General features: G+C 47.2%; 13 protein-coding genes and 1 pseudogene. 6 read left to right on the forward strand and 8 right to left on the reverse strand.

The window, feature by feature from the left end:
- Positions 1-28: 28 nt before the first annotated feature.
- Positions 29-2,797 (forward strand): putative LPS assembly protein LptD, encoded by a 2,769-nt coding sequence (locus tag AACM02_RS01985; protein ID WP_339115909.1) that lies wholly within the window; start codon positions 29-31, stop codon positions 2,795-2,797.
- A 4-nt stretch (positions 2,798-2,801) separates the two neighbouring features.
- On the opposite strand, the gene AACM02_RS01990 is transcribed toward AACM02_RS01985, so the two are convergent.
- The 3 genes from AACM02_RS01990 to AACM02_RS02000 are packed head-to-tail and all read right to left on the reverse strand — an operon-like array spanning position 2,802 to position 5,845.
- Entirely contained in the window at positions 2,802-4,067 is a 1,266-nt protein-coding gene (locus tag AACM02_RS01990) for a replication-associated recombination protein A (RefSeq protein ID WP_214063455.1), read from the reverse strand.
- 14 nt (positions 4,068-4,081) lie between these two features.
- A complete protein-coding gene (locus tag AACM02_RS01995; protein WP_339115910.1) occupies positions 4,082-5,095 on the reverse strand; it encodes a sugar phosphate isomerase/epimerase in 1,014 nt (337 codons plus the stop codon).
- A gap of 45 nt (positions 5,096-5,140) precedes the next feature.
- A complete protein-coding gene (locus AACM02_RS02000; RefSeq protein ID WP_339115911.1) occupies positions 5,141-5,845 on the reverse strand; it encodes a rubredoxin-like domain-containing protein in 705 nt (234 codons plus the stop codon).
- Between the two features lie 212 nt (positions 5,846-6,057).
- Here AACM02_RS02000 and AACM02_RS02005 point away from each other — a divergent pair, with 212 nt between their 5' ends.
- Positions 6,058-7,026, forward strand: a complete 969-nt coding sequence (locus AACM02_RS02005) for a bile acid:sodium symporter family protein (protein WP_332457628.1) — start codon at positions 6,058-6,060, stop codon at positions 7,024-7,026.
- Complete coding sequence (locus AACM02_RS02010; RefSeq protein ID WP_339115912.1) at positions 7,023-8,330, forward strand: 1-acyl-sn-glycerol-3-phosphate acyltransferase; 1,308 nt, start codon at positions 7,023-7,025, stop codon at positions 8,328-8,330. The genes AACM02_RS02005 and AACM02_RS02010 overlap by 4 nt, the downstream gene beginning before the upstream one ends.
- 7 nt (positions 8,331-8,337) lie before the next feature.
- Here the strand turns inward: AACM02_RS02010 and AACM02_RS02015 are convergent, their stop codons facing one another.
- A complete protein-coding gene (locus AACM02_RS02015; RefSeq protein ID WP_339115913.1) occupies positions 8,338-10,581 on the reverse strand; it encodes a GH92 family glycosyl hydrolase in 2,244 nt (747 codons plus the stop codon).
- Positions 10,582-10,727: 146 nt separating this feature from the next.
- Here AACM02_RS02015 and AACM02_RS02020 point away from each other — a divergent pair, with 146 nt between their 5' ends.
- On the forward strand, positions 10,728-11,747 hold the full coding sequence (locus tag AACM02_RS02020) for an adenosine deaminase (RefSeq protein WP_321578572.1): 1,020 nt from the start codon (positions 10,728-10,730) through the stop codon (positions 11,745-11,747).
- 154 nt (positions 11,748-11,901) lie between these two features.
- Positions 11,902-12,072 (forward strand): annotated as a pseudogene (locus AACM02_RS02025) (3-hydroxyacyl-CoA dehydrogenase family protein); the annotation flags it as partial.
- Between the two features lie 9 nt (positions 12,073-12,081).
- On the opposite strand, the gene AACM02_RS02030 reads toward AACM02_RS02025, so the two are convergent.
- The gene (locus AACM02_RS02030) at positions 12,082-13,305 is read right to left on the reverse strand and encodes an MFS transporter (protein ID WP_332457631.1); all 1,224 of its coding nucleotides are present in this window, start codon (positions 13,303-13,305) and stop codon (positions 12,082-12,084) included.
- A gap of 166 nt (positions 13,306-13,471) precedes the next feature.
- On the opposite strand from AACM02_RS02030, the gene AACM02_RS02035 reads away from it, so the two are divergent.
- On the forward strand, positions 13,472-13,849 hold the full coding sequence (locus tag AACM02_RS02035) for a hypothetical protein (RefSeq protein ID WP_332457632.1): 378 nt from the start codon (positions 13,472-13,474) through the stop codon (positions 13,847-13,849).
- A 29-nt stretch (positions 13,850-13,878) separates the two neighbouring features.
- On the opposite strand, the gene AACM02_RS02040 is transcribed toward AACM02_RS02035, so the two are convergent.
- From AACM02_RS02040 to AACM02_RS02050, 3 genes are all read right to left on the reverse strand, one after another.
- Entirely contained in the window at positions 13,879-15,237 is a 1,359-nt protein-coding gene (locus tag AACM02_RS02040) for a Gfo/Idh/MocA family protein (protein ID WP_339115914.1), read from the reverse strand.
- Positions 15,238-15,259: 22 nt separating this feature from the next.
- On the reverse strand, positions 15,260-16,324 hold the full coding sequence (locus tag AACM02_RS02045) for a DUF1080 domain-containing protein (RefSeq protein ID WP_339115915.1): 1,065 nt from the start codon (positions 16,322-16,324) through the stop codon (positions 15,260-15,262).
- A 210-nt stretch (positions 16,325-16,534) separates the two neighbouring features.
- Positions 16,535-17,200, reverse strand: coding sequence for an inorganic pyrophosphatase (locus AACM02_RS02050; RefSeq protein ID WP_332457635.1), 666 nt, complete (start codon positions 17,198-17,200; stop codon positions 16,535-16,537).
- Positions 17,201-17,239 lie beyond the last annotated feature (39 nt).

Here is a 17,239-nt window from a genome sequence, read left to right on the forward strand (position 1 = left end):
AACGCTATTAAACCTAAATTGATTAGTTTTGCGCTTAGAATCAGATTGGGGCTTTTCGTTGATGAAACAACTCATAACCGTTTTATATTTTCTAACCGTAACCACGTTTCTTCCTCAACTTTCTTTTTCCCAAACAAGAACGCTGAGCAGTGATTCATTGCGTCAACAGCCCACAGACTCAGTTACTGCAGACTCACTATCGACAAAAGAGAAGCTCACGGCCCCGGTATTCTATACAGCCCAGGATTCCATGGTTTTCACCAAAGGCAATTTGGGTTACCTTTACGGTGACGCCGATGTAAAATACGGCGACCTGGGCATCAAGGGGGAACAGATCACCATGAACCTGGATAGCAATCTCATCTCATCCACCTTCGGGCTCGATTCAGTCGGAAAGGAGTTCGGGTTTCCCGTATTTACGCAGGGAGGTACCGAATACGAAATGAAAAAGGTCCGCTACAATTTCGACACTGGCAAGGCATTTATATCCAACGTTATAACGCAACAGGGAGAAGGGAACATCGTCGCCAACACGGCGAAAAAGAATGCCGACAATTCCTTCTATATGGTGAATGCCAAATACACCACCTGCGACCTGCACGATCATCCGCATTTTTACCTGAACTTGTCGAAAGCCAAGGTACGTCCCGAAAAAGATGTTGTCACAGGCCCGGCCTGGCTGGTGGTTGCCGATGTCCCGCTTTTCCCTATTGTCCTGCCCTTTGCTTTTTTCCCTTTCACCGAAACCTATTCTTCGGGAATAATTATGCCATCGTATGGTGATGAGATGGAACGCGGATTTTATCTTCAGAACGGCGGATATTACTTTGCCATTAACGATTATGTTGATTTAGCGCTGACCGGCGAGATATATACCAAAGGGACCTGGGGGCTTAGTGCACGGTCTAATTACCGCAAGAGGTACAAGTTTTCCGGTAGTGTAAACGGAAGCTACCTGAATACCGTCATCGGAGATAAGGGATTAAAAGACCTGAATATTCCCGGTGCCTATTCGGTCTCCAAAGATTTCAGGATTAACTGGACCCACTCGCAAGACCCGAAAGCCAACATGTACCGGACGTTTTCCGCCAGTGTGAACTTCTCAACAAGCCGTGCCAACCTGAACGACTTATCCCGGCTCTACTCCCGCGAGGCATCCAACAACACCAAAAGTTCGAGTGTAAACATCACGCAGCGCTTCCCCGATTCGCCCTGGAGTTTATCGGCATCGATGAATATCAATCAGGTCTCGCGCGACTCCACCGTCTCCGCGACGTTGCCCAACATCTCCATCACCATGAACCGCATCTACCCCTTCAAGCGCAAAAAGGCGGTAGGCGCCGAGAGGTGGTACGAAAAAATATCCATGAGCTATTCGGGTGAATTCCGCAACTCGGTAAACGCGATCAAGGAGAACAGGTTCTTCAAATCAAACCTTATCAAAGACTGGCAAAACGGCATGCGCCACAGCATCCCGGTGAGTGCCACCTTTTCGCTGTTCGACGTGATCCAGATATCTCCGTCGGTGAACTACACCGAACGGTGGTACACCGGCGGAATAAAAGAGGCCTGGGACCCGGTGGAAAAGAGAAACGTGGTTGTGGATACCGTAAACGGATTCAAAAGGGTGTACGACTATGGCGCCTCCATCAGTGCCAATACAAAACTGTACGGAATGTACGTTCCCTGGAAGATTTTCGGAGATAAAGTTCAAGCCATCCGTCACGTCTTTTCACCCAGCATCAGCCTGAGTTACAAACCCGATTTTGGAGATCCAAAGTACGGTTTCTACGAAAAATACTCTTACCGCAATGAATTCGGGGAGGATGTGGAATATTCTTATTCGCCTTATTCCCGAATGATGTTCGGAACCGCTCCTGCAGGACAAAGCGGGAGTATCGGATTCGATTTTAAGAACAACCTCGAGATGAAAGTGAAAAGCGAAAGCGACAGTACCGGATTCAAGAAGATGAGCCTGATCGATGACCTGGGTGTAAACTTCAGCTACAACATGATGGCAGACTCCATGAAATGGAGCATGATCAACACCAATGTCCGTTTGAAATTGTCAAAATCCTACACCCTGAGCCTTAACGCTACTTGGGACCCGTACGTCTATGAGCTGGACAAGAACGGAAGGCCGGTTGCAGTGGACAAGCTACGTGTTTTTAACGGCAAAGGAATCGGAAAACTGCAAAGTACCGGCACCTCGTTCTCCTACTCTGTCAACCAGGATACCTTTAAGAAACTGTTCGGCAAAGAAGACGCTAGCAACGAGGACAAGGAGGGCGGAGAAGACTCCAACGCCAACCTTCCTGATGACGGCACGATGGGACGGAATCCAAACGAAACCGCCGCAAAGAAAAGTGTTTTTGATACCGGAAGCCAGTCCATAGGAGAATTTGACGATGACGGCTACCTGAAAAATCAGATTCAGTGGAATCTCTCGTTTAACTATTCGGTAAGGTATGGGTACGATATGCAGAATTTCGATTTTGACCGGATGGAATATCCGGGAAAGTTGACGCACAGCCTAGGTTTCAGCGGTTCCATCCAACCGACCAAAAACTGGAACTTGACGTTCAATACCGACTATAATTTTGATTATAAAAAATTCACAAGCATCAACTGCTCACTGACCCGGAACCTGCACTGCTGGAGCATGTCGGCCAGTTTTATCCCCATCGGGCCGTATAAATCGTACAATTTTACCATCCGAGCCAACGCTTCCATGCTGCAAGACTTGAAATACGATCAGCGTTCATCACCGTACGACAACGTAAGCAATTGGTATTAAGCATTTATTTTCCCCACAATTTTTTCATCAATTCCTTCATTTTCGCCTCCGAAGGATTGGGCTGAGCCTGCCAGAACTTACTGCTTTTCAACTCCCGGGGCAGGTATTCCTGTTTGACAAAGTTATTCTCGTAATCGTGGGAATATTTGTAAGCCTTCCCATAATCAAGCTCCTTCATCAACGAAGTGGGAGCGTTGCGCAAATGCAGCGGTACAGGGAGGTTTCCCGTTTGCTCCACTTTCGAAATGGCGCTGTCGATAGCCAGGTAAGCGGAATTACTCTTCGGGGAGGTAGCCAGGTATATGGCTGTTTGCGCCAATACGATGCGCCCTTCTGGCCATCCGATTTTCTGAAGGGTATCAAAACAGGCATTGGCCAGCAGCAGGGCGTTGGGGTTGGCCAACCCGATATCTTCAGCAGCCGAGATAACCAGTCTGCGCGCGATAAATTTAGGATCTTCCCCTCCCGCAACCATCCGCGCCAGCCAGTAAACCGCAGCATCGGGGTCACTCCCGCGAATGGATTTTATAAACGCCGAAATGATGTCGTAGTGCATCTCGCCACCCTTATCGTACGCCGCCGGATTTTCCTGTAAGCGCTCCGTAACACCCTTATCCGTGATAACGATTTTTTCTCCGGTCTCTTCTGCAGCTATAACCAGCTCCATAATATTCAGCAGCTTACGCGCATCACCTCCCGAAAAACGGAAAAGAGCATCGGTTTCCTCAACTTCGATCTCTTTTCCTTTCAGGATATCATCTTCGGTCAGCGCACGATCCATCAACACCTGCAGGTCTTTTACCTCCATGGATTTCAAAACGTAAACCTGACAACGCGAAAGCAACGGGCGGATAACTTCAAACGATGGATTCTCCGTTGTTGCACCGATGAGCGTAATGATTCCGGTTTCTACGGCATGTAACAGGGAATCCTGTTGCGACTTGCTGAACCGGTGAATCTCATCAATAAATAGAATGGGGGCAGCAGCTTCAAAAAAACGGTTGTTCTTGGCCTTCTCAATCACGTCCCGCACATCCTTTACTCCCGAATTAATGGCGCTTAACTTATAAAACGGAGCGTGCAACGTGTTGGCAATGATGTTTGCCAGCGTAGTTTTGCCGACACCCGGCGGTCCCCAGAAAATGATGGAAGGGATCCGGCCCGAATCGATCATCTTGCGCAAAACAGCCCCTTTACCGACCAAATGTGTTTGCCCGATAAATTCGTCCAGGCTCCGCGGACGCAACCGTTCTGCCAAAGGTGCACTCATCACTTTCTCACGGATCAAATCAATATCTGCCGGCAATACTCCATACAGGTTCTTACCTCCTTTACCGAAGTTGACCAGGGTACAACCGGATACTCCAATTCGATATCGCAATAAATTGGCCACTTCTCTTTCTGGATTAAGCGCAACACTTCGGCAATGGGGGTTTCTCCCTGCCCGAATACCTGGTTAGTATTCTTTTGCGTGGCATTCGTTGCGCTCGTCTTATCCTTTACGTGAATACTTGCAATCCGGTTGTAATATTTCCGAATAAAATCGGCAGGGTTCAACCCGGTTGACCCCAGGTAATGCCCTATATCGAAGTTCAGCATGTTGGCCGGTGAGTATGCCAACAACCCGTCTACATCAAAACCGGGCTCTCCAAACTGATAATGGTTGTGTAAAATGGCGTACATCCCGTTTCTGGCGGCAACGGGCCCCATCAGCCGGGCATTTTCATCGTTCAGTTCAGCACTGATTCCTATTGCCCCAAGTGTTTTGGCCACTTTGAATGAATAATCGAGTTCCTCTTCCGTATTTCCGGCCACCCATTTATAGATATGGATTTTCACACCCGCATCGTTGAATTTTTTTCGGAGTTGGGCATATTTATCCAGCGTTCCGTTTACTTTTCGCCATTCTTTCAAGTCGCGGTTGTACTGATCCAGCGTCTTCCTTTCTGCATCGGAAAGCTGACGCGGAGCACCGGGAGGACGTTGCAACGGATTTTTGGGAGCTCCAAGGTAATCCTCCACGCCTGTACCCATCAGCTCAACGGAGCTTAAGCCTGCATCAACGCAAGCCTTTAAAACTGCTTCAAGGCCACCGGTCAAGTCACGGAAACTGTAGGTAATGGCACCGACCTGAACTCCGCCGAATTTCGAATTTGGAATACCCTTCCCCGAAGCCGATGACTGAGTACTCCCGTACGATGTAGAAAACGGAATTACTGAAGCAGCTGTCACAGCGGCAGCAGCACCCAGAAAACCTCTTCTTGAAAGCCTTTCTGTAAAAATCTCTTTGTCTTTCATTTTATTGTTTTTATTTGATAAACTGATAACTGTATTTCTTAGGAATTATTCTGTGTTGTTCGTTCCGTTTTCTTTCTGCGCAAGCGCTTTTGCTGCTTGCTTTTCCTGTACCCGCCGGGCAATTTCTTCCGGACTCATTCTCGGACTTTTTACCGGCTCAGCGGATGACGCTTGTTTTTTCACACCGCGGAGCACCAGTGTGCCCGGAAGAATTACGTTGATTAGGTGTTTTCCCAACATACCCAGTTGCACGGCGGTAGCAAGCGATCCGAGAGAAAGAAGCAGAAAGTACCAGGGGTAAATATCACGCCTAAAAACTATTGCCTGAATAACGGCAAGTGCAATCACGATGACACTGAGAATAATCTTCTTTAACAACAAAGGGGTGTTTATCGTTTTAAAACGTACAAGTCCGTCTGCATACCCGGATAATGCAGACAATATAAGGGTGAGCGGAAACAAGTATACCGAAAAGGCAATCACCGAATGGATGATCGTCGGCTCAAAGTCCGGGAAGAGATAATGGAAGATGATGAGAAACGGCACAAGGGCAACAAATGTCTGCGAAAGGTGAATAGCTATGGGATGGATATCCAGGGCTAAAAACCGCAAACGTCCGGAAGAGACCTTTTCCCGGTAGGGCTCAAATACATCTCTCGGTAAACCACAAGCAGGACAAACATCACCCAGTTCGCTCTCTTTCATTACATAACCGCAAGGACGGCAACGGACTAACTTTTCTTCTTTCATGTTTTCGCGGAAGTAATTTATTTAACCTCTTTATATGTATGTTGGTAATTAATATACGTAAAACATAGGTAACGATTATCCTTTGCAAAAATAGCAATTAATTTTGATTGGATATTTTATTAAATGAATTTAAAACAGATTTATCGAAATCTGGCTTTGCGTTTCTTTTCAAAAAAGTTACCTTTGCGGCTGGAAATCATAAAGTACTCCCTATGCAACATTTACCGCTTTTGTCACTATTCGGAAACCTGGAACAGCTGAACACGGTACAACTCAACTTCAACCAAAACTCGTTAAACATGATGAATATAGCCATCGCGTTTATTATGTTTGGTGTGGCGCTGGGCATAAGACCCAAACATTTTAGGGACATCGCATTGAATCCCAAGCCGGCTATAGTGGGGGTTATCTCGCAATATATCCTGCTGCCGGCTTTAACTTACCTGCTGGTCCTCGTTATCAAACCGAGCGTCCCGGTAGCAATGGGAATGATCCTGGTAGCTTCCTGTCCCGGCGGGAATGTCTCAAACATGATTTCGGCATTGTCGAAGTCGAATGTGGCTTTGTCTGTAAGCCTGACGGCAACCACCACCGTATTGAGTTTGTTTATGACGCCTCTCAATTTTGCTTACTGGGGCGGGCTTTACGCTAGCAAATCCCCACTTCTGGTTCCAATCACCATCGATCCCGTGGAAATGTTCCGCACTGTTTTCATCATTCTGGGAATACCTGTGATAATGGGAATGATCGTCGGGATGAAATTTCCGGTATTCGTAAAAAAAGTGGAAAAACACGTACAGATTGCATCGGTTTTATTTTTTATCGCTTTCCTGGCAGGAGCATTGGCGGGAAATTTCTCCCTTTTTCTGAAATACATCCACCTGGTTTTTTTGATTGTTTTACTGCATAATGGGATCGCCTTCTTAGGCGGATACCTGTTCCCCAGGGCCCTCAAGATAAATAAACTTAACTCCCGGACTATCTCTATCGAAACGGGAATACAGAACTCGGGGCTGGGACTGGCCTTAATTTTTAATCCCCGGGTTTTTCCTCCGGAACTGGAGCTTGGGGGAATGGCATTTATTGCTGCCTGGTGGGGAATCTGGCACATTGTTGCCGGTCTGATGCTGGCTTTTTACTGGCGGAGAGAATCCATTAAACACATTGCTGTAACATCATGAAGTACGAATACAGTAAAGGATACGAAATTGTCCGTTTTTTCGAACGGATCACCCTCAACCTGCATTACAGGAAAATTGTATACAAGGGGACTGAAAACATCAACGAAGATCATCCGGTAATTTTTGCATCGAACCACCGCAACGCCGTTATCGATCCTTTTTTGTTGTTGAACGCTTGTAAAAAGGAACCGGTTTTCCTGGCCCGTGCGGATGTATTCAGGAAACCTACCGTTGCCGCTATCATGAAGTGGCTTCATATTATGCCGGTATATCGCATCCGGGATGGGGTGGAAAACCTGGGGAACAACAACGAATCGTTTCGGTTGAGCGGAGAGCTGCTGAAAAAGAGAATTCCGATGGCGCTATATCCAGAAGGGAGGCATAATCCCAAAATGTCATTACTGCCTGTTCAGAAGGCCATTTCCCGAATTGTATTGCCCATAGAAGCAAGCGAGGATTTCACCTTGAACAGCGAAGTTATTCCCGTAGGGGTATATTACCCGGATATTTTCGGATTCCTTTCCGATGCGTACGTAGTTTTCGGGAAACCCATCCAAGTGGCGGATTACCGCAAACAATACGAAGAAAACCCCAACATGGCAGCCAACTCTTTGAGGCACGATCTGGAAAACAGCATGAAGAGACTGATCGTGAACATATGGAACGATGCGTTTTACGATGAATACGTTTGGGCCATCGATTGGAACGCACCCCAACTGGTAAGGGGAAAATATGCCGGGAAGCAAGAAGATTATCTGCTGGCTTCGCAGGAGGTTGTCCACACGCTGGATGAGATGTTCCACCGGGACAGGCCCTCCTTCGATACGCACATTGAAAATTTCCGCAGGGCAGAGAGCATACTCAAAAAACACCGGTTAACATCCAGGGACAATGTCTTAAAACCGGCCTCAACGGTTTTAATCGTCTTGCACCTGTTGCTCCTGATCGTTTCGCTGCCCCTGGCCGTTTTCGGGTTTGTCAACGGAATCTTTCCCATAATTGGCTACAGGAAACTACTCGGGCTTTTTAAAGACGATCAGTTTATACCGACGGTCCGTGTCGTTTCCGGTATGTTTATCGTCCCCGCTTTCGTTGTTATTCAATCCCTAATCGTTGGCCTGGTTTTCAACGGATGGTGGGCGTTCGCCTATTCTTTTCTAATGCCTGCAACGTTCTATTTTGCATGCTGGTGGCGTAAATGGGCAAAATCTCTTGCCAGAAAATGGTGCGTTAACCGATTTGTGAAGAAGTTCCCCGACAGTTGGAGAGAGTTAACGGAGCTGATTAAAATCAACCACAGCTGACTCAACGTTAATGATTCCTTTCTTTCAGGTAAAAAACTATTTTTTGGGCTTTCGACAGCTGTTCGTGTGAAATACGGTAGCCGTTGAATTTTTTTCCGTCGATCACAATTTTATCGATAAACCGGGCATTTTTTCCGGGGCGAACAATTTCCATCTCCAAAACCTTGTTATCGTAGTAGTCCGGATTTAACCGCAACGTTATTCTATCGAAAATCGGAGTTGTAAAAGTGTAAAAAGGCTCTGTGGCGTTGTCGGGATAAAAACCCATCATCGAGAATACGGCCCAGGCAGACATGGTGCCCGTATCATCATTTCCCGGAAGTCCGTTAGGAGAATTCTTAAAATACCGGGTCAAAAGCTGCTGCGTAAGTTGTTGCGTACGCCACTCCTCCCCTTTCACATAACTGAAAAGATAGGGATAACCGATATTCGGCTCGTTGGTGGGGTCGTAATGCTCATCGTCAAACACCTCCTGAAGCTTGTTTGTAAATTTTCTGTTACCGCCGTGCAGTTTAATCAATCCCGGCACATCATGCGGTACCATAAATGAATAATTCCATGAACTGCCTTCGTGAAATCCGGGTACGTCTTCAAAGTTTTCGCCCTGCTTGGGGTTGAAAGGCGACAGGAAAGTTCCGTCGGGCAATAGCGGGCGGAACACCCCGTATTCGGGCGAGTAATAGCGGGAATAATTCAGCGACTGGGCGCGAAAGCGGGCAGCATCTTCTTTTTTTCCTAGGGCAGCAGCAAATTTTGACAAGGCGTTATCGGCGATGTAATATTCGAGCGCGTGAGAAACGGAATTGTCGTATTTTTCACGAAGCGGCACATAACCCAGTCTAAGGTAATCATCGTTATCCGGGCGAAGAAGGTTGTCTTTGCCTTTCGTAGTGGCCGATTTATACATGGCTTCGTAAGCCGTTTCCACGTCGAAGTCGCGCAACCCTTTCATCCAACTGTCCACGATAACCGGAATAGCCGGGTCTCCCTCCATCGTAAGAGTCTCGCGGCCATACAATTCCCATTTAGGCAGCCATCCGCTTTCTTTGTACATATCCACCATCGAACGGACCATGTCCAATTGTTTTTCGGGATAAAGCAGTGAAAGCATCTGATGCACATTCCTGTACGTGTCCCAAAGCGAAAAAACCGTGTATCGCCCTGCTCCGGAGGTAAGGATCTTATCACTTCCCATTGCCGGATACTGGCCGTTCACGTCATTAAACAGGTTGGGATGGATGAGCGCATGATAAAGTGCGGTATAGAAAACCACTTTCTGGTCGGCGGTACCTCCTTCAATCCCTACACGGGCAAGCTCTTTCTCCCAGCTTTCGCGGGCAGCAGTCCTGACCTTATCAAACTGAAAGCCGTTTTGCTCGGCCTCCAGGTTTTCGCGGGCATTGGCAGTGCTTACGAAGGAAACCCCGATCTGTACTTCGATGGTTTCACCCGCTTTAACATCGTAAGAAAAGTAGGCTCCGATATCGTCTCCGGCAATATCCCGCCCATAACGGGTGTAAATTTTCCGTGTGCCTGCCGTGCTGTCCCAGGCAGCCTCTGCAGTCATTTCGCGTTGTTTCTTCCAATATCCGGCAGTCACCGGTGGTTTGCTGACACGCATCACAAAATAAATGGGAAAAACCGCCTGAGGGTTGTAACAAAAAGTCCCCAGCACTTTCATCCCCTCAATTTCGGTATTACTGATGCGACGCATCCAGGCACCACTTTCGTTGGTAAGCCCTTCCCCCAGGTTCAGCAATATATTTGCGTGCCCTTTCGGAAAGGTAAAACGGGCGATACTCGTGCGTGTAGTGGCCGAAACTTCGGTTAATATGCCGTATTTGGTCAACCGGTTGGTATAATAGCCGGGCGACGCCTGCTCACCGGCATACCCACTGCCATACTCCTCGTAATTGACATTCAATTCTCCCGATGTGGGCATCAGCAAAAGAGAGCCGGCCTCGGGGCACCCCACTCCGCTCAGGTTAACGTGCGAGAATCCGGTAAAGAACTTATTTTCGTACGAGTAGGGTGTAGACCACCATTGCTTGTCCTTATCGAACTTGTTTTCATCCGACCCCATCACGTTAAACGGGGCCACCGACATCATTCCGTTGGGCAGTACCGCCCCGGGATTGGTGGTGCCGTAGTTGGTCGTACCGATAAAGGGGTTGACAAAACCGGTAAGGTCTTGACCGAAAAAATTCGAAGAAATCACAAGAAAAAGAATAAAAAACAGTCCGGATCGCATACGATAAATGATTGATTCAACTTCTACCTATATTTCGTGCAAAAATAACCATAATCGTCCAACACAACCTAAATTCTTTTGCAAATAATTTTTGAAACCGAAAGCTTCGTGTATTTTTGCAAAAATAATCAGCAACAACAAAGAGTATGGACGAAAATCTAAAAAGATACATTGAGTTAATTCCCAAGGCAGAACTGCACGTACATATCGAAGGTACGTTCGAACCTGAGCTGATTTTCGAAATCGCTCAAAGGAATAATGTCCCCCTACAGTACAACTCCGTGGAAGAGTTGCGTAAAGCATACAATTTCAATAACCTGCAAGATTTTCTGGATATCTACTACGGAGCAGCCAGCGTACTTTTGTACGAACAGGATTTTTACGACCTCACCGCAAGCTACTTGCGGAAGGCACATGCCGACAATGTCGTCCATACCGAAATCTTTTTCGATCCGCAAACGCATACCACCCGCGGCGTAAGCTTTGCAACGGTTATCAACGGAATTACCCGGGCAATGGGTGACGCCAAAACCGAATGGGGGATTTCAACGAAACTGATCATGTGTTTCCTGCGCCATTTAAGCGAAAAATCCGCCGAAGAGACCCTGGAATCCGCCTTGTTGCATAAAGAAAAAATCATTGCCGTAGGGCTCGATTCTTCGGAGAACGGACATCCGCCGGGAAAGTTTTTCCATGTTTTCAACCGGGTACGCGAGGAAGGCTTTTTTGTGGTTGCCCATGCCGGAGAAGAAGGTCCTGCAGAATATGTCTGGGAGGCCATCGACCTGCTGGAGGCAGAACGGATCGATCACGGGGTCAGCTCTGTGGATGATCCTGATTTAATGGAAGAACTGCGTGAACGGGAAATCCCCCTGACCGTATGCCCATTATCAAACCTCAAACTAAGGGTAGTGGAAGACCTGAAAAATGTTCCGGTCAGGTCCTTCCTCGAGAAAGGAATCCTCGTCACCCTCAATTCCGATGACCCTTCCTATTTCGGAGGATACATTAACGACAACTACCTGCAAACGGCAGAAGCACTCCAATTGTCGAGAAACGACATTTATACGTTAGCCAAAAACTCCTTCCTGGCATCGTTTATCACCGAGAAGGAAAGAAATTTTTTCCTGGAAAAACTCCTGAATTTCGAAAATTCGTTTGTCTAATTTATCAGGCAGAAGCCTCTACCGATAAAAATTGACACAACTTCTTTGCGTGTAGCAATAAAGTGTAAGAAAATCCGCATTCTCCTTAAGCTCGTGGAAGTGATCCGGGGACAGCTCACGGCAGACTGCGTTTTCGACAGTGTATCGGGCATCGCTGGCACGGGCCGATTTAATCGGGTTGGATGTTTGTCTGGCCATCCTGGAGGTATTACACCACGAGTTTGGCGACGACAAATACCGCCCGCATCCGTTGTTGCGCAAAATGGTCCGCGCCAACCTACTGGGAAGAAAAACCGGAACCGGTTTTTACGATTACCAAAAATAAAAGGAGTCTTTATGAAGCGGGAAGAGGACAAAGTTCCTGCCCTTCCCGTTTCTTTGGCCCTGTGATCACAAATACCATCATCAACAAGGCAGACAAAACAGCGGTGGCCGATCCAAAATAAAACGGTATGCTCGAGTTGATTTTGTCGTATAGTGTTCCTGCAATCAGACTTGCCGGCAACAACGTTATTCCGATCAAAGCATGGTATATTCCCAATCCTGTGCCTTTTTTATTTTTAGCTGTCAGGTCCGAAATAAGTGCTTTCTGCACTCCGTCGGTTGAAGCCGAATAAACTCCATAAAGAGCAAACAGGATAACAATGGTGTCTATGTTTCGGGTAAATCCAAATCCAAAATAGACCCCGGCATAAATCAGAAAACCTGCGACAAGCAGTTTTTCTCGGCCGATTCTATCCGACAGTACACCGAACGGAATGGCCAGTACCACTGACACAACACTTGAAATCAGGTAGACCAACGGGATGAAAGTAACTTTAACACCCACCTCATTGGCTTTTACCATGAGAAGTGCATCGGTGGAATTTCCCAACGTGAAAATAAAAATTATAGCAAGGAACAGATAAAAACGTTTAGGAAAGTCCCTGAACTTAAATCTTTGTATCAAGCTCTCTTTCTTTTTTCCCGCTTCTTTGATTCCTAAAATCAGTACCACCATGCCCAAGAATCCCGGTAAGGCTGCAAGTAAAAAAATAAACCGGTAGCTGTCGGGCTTAAGGGAAAGAAGTAAAAAAGCCAGCAAAGGCCCAAGAATCGCTCCACTGTTGTCCATGGCTTTGTGTAAACCGAAACTTTTCCCCGTTTCGTTTTTTTCTGTCGACCCCGCTACAAGGCTATCCCGCGGAGCAGATCGAATTCCTTTTCCTACACGCTCGGCAAACCGAAAAAGCAACATCTGCAATGGGGTGACAACGGTAGCGTAAAGCGGCAAGATGAGTGAAGACAATCCATAGCCGATTACCATGAAAGGCTTGTTTCTACCTATCTTATCGCTCCAGTATCCTGAAAACGCTTTCAACAGGGAAGCCGTGCTCTCCGCCACTCCTTCGATCAGCGAAAGGCTTGTTTTGGACACGCCGATGGACATTAAAAACATCGGTACGACGGAATAGACCATTTTCGTGGATGTATCCGTTAAAAAACTGACTATCCCCGCGTAAAATACATTGGAAGAAAATCCAAAAATCTTTCTTTGTGTTGTTACTTCTTCAGGCATAATACAACTCCGGCATATAAGAAAAACATTCTTTGCAGAGGATGCTCACTCTTCCCTCATACCCCGGCGATTAAAATTGTTTACAGCAACAATAAAAACATACATCCTACGGGTTTGTTCATTATGCGTAAACAAACTACCTTTGAAAAAAGAAAGGGAATCCGTTATGAAAACACTTCGTTCCGGCTTGAAAAACGTATTTTTTAGTTTTCTGCTGATGGGGCTGATGGGCTGTAACAGTCTGGCAGAAAAGGATCCAAAAATTGATTTGGAAGAAATAACCATTGCCGATCTTCAGCAAGGATACAAGACCGGAAAATTTACCATCGTGGGAATTACGCAAGCGTACCTCGACCGGATTGAAGCCATTGACAAGAACGGACCGGCGTTGAATGCGGTAATCAGGGTCAATCCCGATGCACTGGAAATCGCTGCAAGCCTCGATGAAGAGTTAAGGCAAGGAAAAAGCCGCGGGAGCCAACGCTTATTGAAATGGCATTTGCCTTCGAACAAGGAACAAAACACCGGCGCAAACCGGTGTTAAATACAGAAAATTGAAGGCCATAACAACGTTCAGAGTGTCCACCCGCTCCTGTATTCATAATGCAGGAACTGATCTGCCTCCGGCATGTTGGGGAACGAAAGTGTTTCTGGATCGAAATTCAGGCTCTGATAGCTCATCTTCTCTCTCAATTCAGGCCTTAATGCGATATTTCCCAGCAACACGGTTTCGGTCAGCGGCCCTGCCCAGTCAAAATTCGATCCGGCAGGATCACCCCCTTTACACGCAAGGATCCACTCCTGACGATGACCGGGCGAAGATTTAAGATACGGCTCCGGTCTTTTGTAGGTATCATCCAATGACTGAGGCAAGAGGCGGTCACCCAGTATCACTCCTTTAGTGCCTACATAGAGCACCCCTCCCGCTCCCATTTCGACACCGGGCACTATTTCGGCCAGGCGGGGAGGGCGTAATCCTCCGTCGTACCAGCTCAGGCGTAGCGGAGGCATATCTCCCCGAGCGGGAAAATCATAGGTAACCATGGATCCTAGCGGGAAAGAGTCTCCGTTAACCAGTGTGGAAGTGCCTTGAATGCTTATGGGGTATTTCAGCTTCAGTATCCTGAATATCGAATCGAAGGAGTGACAGCCGATATCCCCAAGCGCTCCGGTGCCGTAATCGAGCCATCCGCGCCACCTGAAAGGATGATAAGAAGGATGATACGGACGTAACGGCGCCGGTCCTGTAAACAAATCCCAGTCAAGGGTTTCAGGTACCGGAGGCATATCTTCCGGGCGTTTTACTCCTTGCGGCCAGTATGTATCGGATAATCCCCGGTTGGGCCGATCGGTCCACACGTGGACCTCCTCAATAGCCCCGATGGCTCCATCGTGAATCATCTCCTGCAATCTTCGCGGGCCGTCACCGGCTTGCCCCTGATTTCCCATCTGAGTAGCCACGTTATGCTTGCGAGCTGCCTCTGTCAGCATTCTTGCCTCATACACCGTATGTGTCAAGGGCTTCTCCGTGTAAACGTGCTTACCCCTCCTGATGGCTTCCATGCTGATAACAGCGTGTGTGTGGTCGGGTGTGGCAACGATAACTGCGTCGATATCCTTTTCCCGGTCCAGCATTACACGATAGTCCTTGTATCTTTGGGCTTTCGGGTAGAGCTTAAATACATTTTCCACCTGACTACTCCAATCCACGTCGCAGAGTGCCACAATATTTTCTGTTTTGGCTACATCCTCCAGGTCGCCGCTTCCCATTCCACCAATTCCAATTCCTGCAACGTTCAGCTTATCGCTCGGGGCCACATGCCCCAGTCCGGTGACAGCATGAGCCGGAACAAGGGTCAGTCCGCCAATGGCCAAGGCAGAGGTTCCAATAAACTCTCTCCGACTGATTCTTTTTGAGTTTTCTGATTTCATGACAAAAGATATTTATTAACGATCAATTGATTATGGGAGTCAACACTATGTTCCTGTAAGAAATAGCTGTATGATCTCCCTGAAGATAGATCGGGCCCGGAGCGGTAATATCCGATTGGATAGCCCCGCCGGTTGCCCCATACACGGGTTGATTTTCGATAATGGTTACTCCGTTTAATTTAACGGTAATGTGACGCTTGTATAGCGTAATGTCTAGATCCTGCCATTCTCCGGCCGGTTTTTCAGCCTTAACCGTAGGAGTGATTCTGGTAAATATAGCACCCATACTGCCGCCCCAGTCGAGAGGCCTATCGTAGGAGTCTGCCACCTGCACCTCGTACATCCCGCGGAGGTATACCCCGCTGTTGCTTCCCCGAGGGGCATTAACCTCAAGCTTAAGGTTAAAATCCTCATACACATCCTCCGTACGGAGATTTCCGTAACGGATATGTTCCTCTCCTTCTGTTTGAACCGGATTATTCGTAAGCACACCGTCATTCATTGTCCAGCCGTTCTTCAGATCTTCTTCTATCAGCCTCCATCCGGTCAGGTCGTCGTTGTTCCTGATTAACCGTACAGGCTCTCCGAAACTCAACTTGCTCAGGTCCGGCGCAGGCTGCATCTCGGGTAATTTAGCTCCTCTTATGTAAATCGAATCAAGTCCGGTTCCATCAACCTTCGGGCTTAAATAGTAGCCCGAAATACTGTCCCCTTCCCTTGTCAGCTCAATCCAGGCAGGATAGCTTCTCGATAACAGCGGTTGGCCGCCACCATCCCTGGTCAGAACTGTGCTTCGGGAATTTCGTCCCAGGTAGAGGTCTCCTCCTGCAACATAAACATAAGGCAACCCATAAAAAACACCTCCACCACCCCACATCAGGTCCGCATCCAAATAACCTACTTCCTGCCTCACCTGCAGCCACCCCACGGATCGCTGACCAAAATCGAAAGTCCATTGTCCCAGGTAGGAAGAAACATCGTTTTGAGGAACAGCAATTCCGGAGTCCTGTTTTCTTTCACTGCACGAGCCCCAGAAGCATCCCAACACAATAACTAACAATAAATTAAAAGTTGTTAATGATTTCATAGAATAAGTTTTAAAAAGTTACGTTCATTTCTCACTTGGTATAGCAATACAAGGTCGTTCAGACACCTCTTCCCGGGCTATCTGTCAGGCTGAATACCGGCAAAGAGCCCGTTTAGCATGATTCATGGTATTCCTAAGCATCCCGGTAATCGGAAGAACAGTACTCCCACAGAAAGACGGGAGTTAATAGAAAGCGCAAAATGCGGTAGATCAAGACAAAATCAGTCCTATATTTTCGAACCGCTCGTTATAGTCCTGAACAGCGTAGCGGATAACTTCAAGGGCCTCATCGTGTCCATAAACATGGGTGATCTCGGTGTTGCGGTCTTCGCCAGGCATATCCTTGTAAGTAAGGAAATAGTGTTCCAGGCGTTGAATAACAATTTTAGGAACATCATCGATATTGTCGTAATGTCCATAAACGGTATCGTTCTTCAGGATGGCGATTATCTTATCGTCTGCCTGATTACCGTCGATCATCCGAAAACCTCCGATAGGGATAGCATTTACCAACAAGTCACCGTGCGAGAGGTCTTTTTCCGTTAACACGCAAATATCCATAGGGTCTCCATCACCCAAGATGTCTGTCCTTCCGGTTTTTTTATTGCAGAAGTCGCCAACTCGTTTTCCACAATAGGTTTGCGGAATAAATCCGTACAGAGCGGGAACTACATTTGAAAATTTTTGTGGACGATCCACCCGCAGGTATCCGCTTATTTTATCTATTTCGTATTTTACCGTATCGGTAGGAACCACCTCAATAAATGCCGTCACCTCTTCGGGAGCATGATCACCGATAGAAATGCCGTGCCACGGATGAGATTTGTAACGTAATCCCATCAACCTGCCAATCGGGTCTGAAAGTTTATCAACCATAAATTATCTTTTATTTACAAAAGTACAAAAACTATTTCG

The organism is Petrimonas sp., from assembly GCF_963921705.1.
GTDB classification, from domain to species: Bacteria; Bacteroidota; Bacteroidia; order Bacteroidales; family Dysgonomonadaceae; genus Petrimonas; species Petrimonas sulfuriphila.